Source organism: Nocardiopsis lucentensis DSM 44048, from assembly GCF_000341125.1.
In the GTDB taxonomy this organism is placed as follows: domain Bacteria; phylum Actinomycetota; class Actinomycetes; order Streptosporangiales; family Streptosporangiaceae; genus Nocardiopsis; species Nocardiopsis lucentensis.
Genome location: NZ_ANBC01000319.1, coordinates 1 through 5635 on the forward strand (window position 1 = coordinate 1; position 5635 = coordinate 5635).

General features: G+C 74.4%; 3 protein-coding genes and 1 pseudogene (1 of these 4 cut by a window edge). All 4 read right to left on the reverse strand.

The genetic code is table 11. From position 1 onward, the window contains the following. On the reverse strand, positions 1-426 hold a 426-nt coding region (locus D471_RS33930; RefSeq protein WP_017598717.1), incomplete at its 3' end, for a flavin reductase family protein. Between the two features lies 1 nt (position 427). Continuing rightward, positions 428-904, reverse strand: a complete 477-nt coding sequence (locus D471_RS0111290) for an acyl-CoA thioesterase (RefSeq protein ID WP_017598718.1) — start codon at positions 902-904, stop codon at positions 428-430. Next, positions 904-5535 carry an SDR family NAD(P)-dependent oxidoreductase gene (locus tag D471_RS33935; protein ID WP_241479602.1) on the reverse strand — a complete coding sequence of 1544 codons (4632 nt, stop codon included), beginning with the start codon at positions 5533-5535 and terminating at the stop codon, positions 904-906. Before D471_RS33935 ends, D471_RS0111290 begins: the two co-directional genes overlap by 1 nt. Positions 5536-5559: 24 nt before the next feature. Beyond that, positions 5560-5635, reverse strand: a pseudogene (locus D471_RS42635) (hypothetical protein) (its annotated part continues 92 nt past the right edge of the window); the annotation flags it as partial.

A 5635-nucleotide genomic window follows, 5' to 3' on the forward strand; every position in this document is an offset into this window, starting at 1 on the left:
GTCGGTCCCCACTGCGGTGTGCAGGACGCGGCCGACGAACACCGAGTGGTCGCCCGCCTCGACCTCCTCCGCCACCTCGCACTCCATCCATCCCAGGGCGTCGGCGATCAGGGGCGCCCTCGTGCTCGGTCCGGGGAACCACTCCACGGAGGCGAACTGCTCCAGGCCCTCCGGCCGGGTGCGGCTCGCGAAGTACCGGGCCGTGTCCTCCTGCTCGGCGCACAGCACCGACACCGCGAAGTGCCCCTGTGAGACGACCGACTTGTGCAGCCGCGCGGTTCCCGAGACACAGCACAGGACCAGCGGAGGGTCGAGGGAGACCGAGCAGAAGGCGTTGGCCGTCATGCCGTGGGGGGTGTCCCCGCCGACCGTGATCACCGTGACCCCGGTCGCGAACGTGGACATCACCCGGCGCAGGTCCACCATGTCAGGCCACCGCCCCTCTCTCGGGCGCCCGGCCGACCGCCGCTCCGGCCCCGGCCGAGGCGTACGGCGCGAGGGCCGCGCGCAGCTCCTCGGGGACGCGGGTGGGAACGGTGGCCGTGTTCGGCCCCCTCATACAGGCGATCCGCTGGGATCCGCGGGCCACCAGCGTCTCCCCCTCCGGGTCCAACCGCACGTAGTCGAAGGAGAAGCCCACCTGGGTCTGGGTCAGCTCCCCCAGCCTCATCCGGACGGACAGCTCGTCGAAGGCGGTGATCTCCGCGAAGAACTCGCAGTCCACCCGCAGCGTGAACAGCTTCAGGTCGTCGCGCAGATCGGCCAGGACTCCGGGGGCCCGCTCCTTGAGGAACATCTCCCGGCAGCGCCCCTGCCACCGCAGGTAGTTGACGTAGTAGACGTTGCCCACCAGGTTGGTCTCCTCGAAACCGACGGTGTGGCGGATCTCGTAGTAGTCGGACATCAGCTCTCCTCTCCGGCCAGGACGGCGAAGACCACCGGGTCGGGTTCGCCGTTGAGGGTGGTCGCCCAGGTGGCGACGCGCAGGCCGCCGGACGCCAGGACCACCCATCCGTGTTCCAGGACCGCCTCCAACGTCAGCGCCCGTCCGGTGTCGTCGGTCTTGCGCAGGCACTCCAGAGCGCCCCACACCCGGGTCGCCGAGACGTGGACCGACTCGTCCGCCTCCTTGGCGACCAGGTCCCGCACCGACGCGGAGTCCCGGCCGAGCAGCCCGTCCCACTCCCGGTCGGAGCGTTCGGCGACGGTCTCCACGTCGCAGGCCAGGCGCCCCTGGCCCACGACGGCCAGGGTGACCCCGGCACCGTGGGAGGAGGAGACCCGCGCTCCGGGGATCTCCGGTCGGCCGTCCGGCCTGCGGCGCACCCTCACCGGCCGGTTCAGCGCGCGGCCGACCGCCAGTTCGGTCCTGCCCCCGCGCACCTCGCTCCCCCCGCCGGGACGGAGTTCGGGATCGGGATCGACGACCACGGCCCTGGTGCCGCCGAGCACCCCTTCCAGCTCCCTCTCCAGGTGGGACCCGAGCAGGGAGGGCACCCACGGACCGGGGCCTCCGCTCCTGCGCACGGCGCGCAGCCGCAGGCCCTCCCAGCGTTCGACCACACGTCCGGAGGGGTCGCGCACGTCCACGTCGTAGACGTAGGAATCCCCCTCCTGGAACCGTTCGCGGGCCTCCAACAGAACGTGTTCGGACTCCTGGTCCTCCGGCCGCGCCAGGAGGATCCGGTCCACGCCCTCGGGCAGGAGGGTGCCGTCGGGCACGCACGCCTGGAGGACGTGCATGGCGGCGTCGCGCACACCCGGGTCGGCCAGGAGCCGCTCCTGGGGCAGGAACGAACCGAACCAGTCGCCCTGCGTGGCCGTGGACAGTTCCGCGACCACGTGCCGGGCGCTCACCCTGCGGTAGGAGAGCAGCCGCTGGAACCTCTTGCCCTGGAAGAGCACGTCCCCGTACATCTCGGCGGGGTCGATCGGGACCGCGGGCAGCGGGGCCGCCGTCTCCCCCGTCCGCGCCTCACCGTCTCCCGGTTCCGGGCGCGGCCAGCGCAGGAGCGCGCGGAAGTGGTCGGCGTCGTAGCCGGTCTCCTCACTGCGGATGACGACCTCCACCGTGTGGGCGTCGCGCACCAGGGCGGCCACCCTCAGCGTGGTCCTGCCCCCGGGGCGGACGGCCACCGGCCGCAGGAACCGCGCCCCCTCCATCACGGGCGGGCCCTCGTGCCCGCTGACGGCGGTGGCCACCTGGGTCATCGCCTCCATGCCGATCACGGCGGGGAAGAGCATGTCACCGTCGAGCAGGTGGTCGTCCAGATAGGGGTCGTCGGTCGAGGACAGTTCGGCCTCGGTGACCAGTTCGACTCCCGGGTAGTGCACCAGGACCCGGTCCACGAAGCGGCCGAGGGGCAGTTCGCGCTCCTCCGTTGCCAGCGTCGGCAACCCGCCGGTACGACCACTGACGACCAGGACGGGACCCGCGGAGGGGTCGGCCAGCACCCGGTGGAGGACGGAGATCCCCTCCTCCGCGGACACGGGCGTGATGCCGTCCCGCATCAGGGCCTCGACCACGCCGAGGCGCTCGCCCATCCCCGCTCCGGACCACACCGACCACTCCAGCGCCAGCACCCGCGTGTGCGGGTGCGCCCGCCCGTACTCGACCGTCATCTCGGTGAGCCAGTCGTTGGCGGTGGAGTAGTGCGCCTCACCGCGCAGTCCGGCCCGGCCGATGATGCTGCCGAACGTGACGAGCAGCCGCAGGCGCTCCGGGTCGAGGGCGTCGAGGACGGCCGCGAGGCCGTCGACCTTGGGCGCGAGCGTGCGCAGGAAGGCCGGTTCGGTGAGGCCGCCCACGGCGGTGGGCTCGTTGCGCCCGGCCCCGTGCAGCACCGCGGTCACGGTCCCCAGCTCCTCCTGGAGGGACCGCACCGCGCTCTGGACCTCCTCCTGCCGGGTGACGTCGGCCCGGGCGTAGCGGTGTCGGACACCGGCCGCCGCCATGCGCTCCAGGTTCGCGGACAGTTCGGCGTCCTCGTCCGGGGCCGCGCGCCCCAGGAGGGCGAGTCGGACCCCGTACTCGGTGGCCAGGGAGAGGGCGCACTCGGCGGTGATGCCCTTGCCCCCTCCGGTGACCAGCAGCACGTCGTCCGGGCCGAGCGGGGCGGAGCCCTCCTCCCCGGAGGCCTGCGCGGGGAGCGTGGCGCGCAGGACCGGAACGGTGCGCCGGCCCTCGGCGTCGTGGCGGGACTCCGCGTACGCCGAGGCGGGGGTGGCGGCGGTCTCGGCGACCACCCGGCGTACCGCCTCCTCGCGCGCCTCCGGGGAGTCGGGGGCGGGGTCGTGGAGGGTGACCACGGTGGTGGTCACCCCCGGCAGCTCCTGGTGCAGCGTCCTGGCCACCCCCGACGCGCCGCGTCGGCCCTGGACGACGACGAACCGCGTCCGCTCGCCGGCCGCCAGCACCGCACGGGCGGCGTCGAGGAACGTCCCGGCGAGGTGGGCTCCGCCGTCGGGGGGCAGGCACAGCAGGACACCGCCGCCGAACCCGGAGAGCGCCTCGCGCAGCGGCTCGGCCAGGGGATGGTCCGCGGAGGCGTACACACTCCACCCCGCGCCGTCCGGGTCGGGCTCGGCGAACGCCGCGCCCGCGGGAACGGCGGCGCCGACGTGGGCGACCTCGAAGGCGCGGACCCAGGGGGCCACGCCCGGCGCCTGGTCCGTCGCCGCCCTGCCGTCGTCGGTCCGGGACAGCGCGTCGACGGTCTCGGCCAGCTCACGCAGACTCGACGTGGCGTACCCCGAGGTCGCCCCCATCGGGGGCATGCCCAGACGCCGGGTGACCTCGTTGACGATCTGTCCGACCGTGATGGAGCTCAGGTGGAGGTCGTCCAGCGGGCGCGTGTCGTCGCCCACCATGGACTCGGGGAGTTCGACCCGCTCGGCCACGAGCGCGCGCAGGATCCCCAATGTGTCGGCGCCCTCGGAGGTCTCGACGCCCGAACCGGCCGCGTCGGTCGTCTCGGTTCCCAGGGGCGTCTCGCCCTCGGTGCGTCCGACGCCGGTGCTGGGCGCGGTCTCGCACGGGCTGGCCAGGAACTCGAACTCCTCCGGGAACTCGCGGACCAGCCGCCCGGAGAAGAGCGCGCGGACGTCGACGGGGGCGCCGAGCGCGTAGGCCGCGGCCACCGCGTTGAGGAAGGGCCTCAGCGACGCGGAGTCGGTGTCCACGGAGACGGCGGGGACGTCCGGGACGGCCGCGCCCGCCAGACCGGTGAGGACGTGTCCCGGCCCCGCCTCGATGAGCAGGTCCGCCCCGCGCGCCAGCCGGGTGACCGCCTCGTGGAAGCGTACCGGGCGCACGACCTGATCCCGCAGGAGCGCGCGCGCGTCGGTGTCGGCGGACAGGTCCGTGCCGGTCACCGTGGAGACCACACCCGGGGACAGGCGCCCGAAGTCGGTCTCGGCGAGCCTGCGGGCCAGCGCCTCGGCCGCGGGCGCGACGAACGGGGAGTGGAAGGCGTGCGAGACGTTCACGCGGGTGGCGGTGATCCCCTCGGTGAGCGCCCGCTCGCGGATCCTCTCCACGGCCTCGGACGTGCCGGAGACCACCGTCTGCTCGGGGCCGTTGTACCCCGCGACGACCACGTCGGCCTCGCCGTCGATCAGGACGGCCACCCGCTCCGGCGGGGCCGACAGCCCTGCCATGGCGCCGTCGTCGCGCCCCGTCTCCGCCATGGCGCGCCCCCGGACGGCCGCCAGGTCGAGAAGGGCGGGGGCGTCGAGGGCGCCCGCCCAGTACAGCGCGGTCAGCTCACCGAGGCTGTGTCCGACCGCTCCGTCGGCCCTGACCCCGATATCCCCCAGGACGGCGAGAGCGGCCAGGGAACCGGCCACGATGCGCGGCTGGGCGACCTCGGTGGCCACCTGGTCCCCACCCTCCGGGAGTCCGGCCGAGGCCAGGACCTCCTCGGCCCGGGCGAAGCGGCGCCGGAACGCTCCGGTACGGCCGCTCCCCGACCCCTGGCCGGGGAAGAGGTAGCGGATGCTGGGCGGTGTGCCGCGGTGGGCGAGGAACATCCCCTTGGCCGGATCGACGACCTCCTCGTCCCCCGCGTCGATCCGTCCGATGAGGGCGGTCACCGCGTGTGCGGCCGCCTCGGGTGAGGAGGCGACCACGGCGGCGCGGGCGAGGCCCCCGGCGCTCTCAGCGGCGAGCGCGGCCGCCAGGTCGGTGAGTTCGGCGTAGGAGAGTCTGGGCAGGACGTCGGCGAGCTCCGCCAGGCGTCGGCGCACCCCGGAGAGGTCACCGGCGTCCACGGCCAACAGCTCGGCGTCCTGCCTCCCGGACACCAGCTCGCGGACGCGGGCCGTCACGCCCGCGCTCGAACGGCCGGGGGCCGACTCGACGGTGACGTGCGTGTTGACCCCGCCAAAGCCCATCGCCGAGACGCCGGCGCGTACGGGCCGGTCCTCCGGCCAGGGCAGCGCCCGGTCGGGTACCCGCAGCGGCGCCGACTCCTCCTCCAGGCGCGGGTGGGGGTCGTGGTGACCGGTGGCGGGCGGGATGACCCGGTGGTACACGGCGAGGATCGCCTTGATCAGGCCCGCGACGCCCGCCGCGGCCTTGGTGTGGCCGATGTTGGCCTTGATCGAGCCGAGCGCCGCGGCGGGGCCGTCCGGG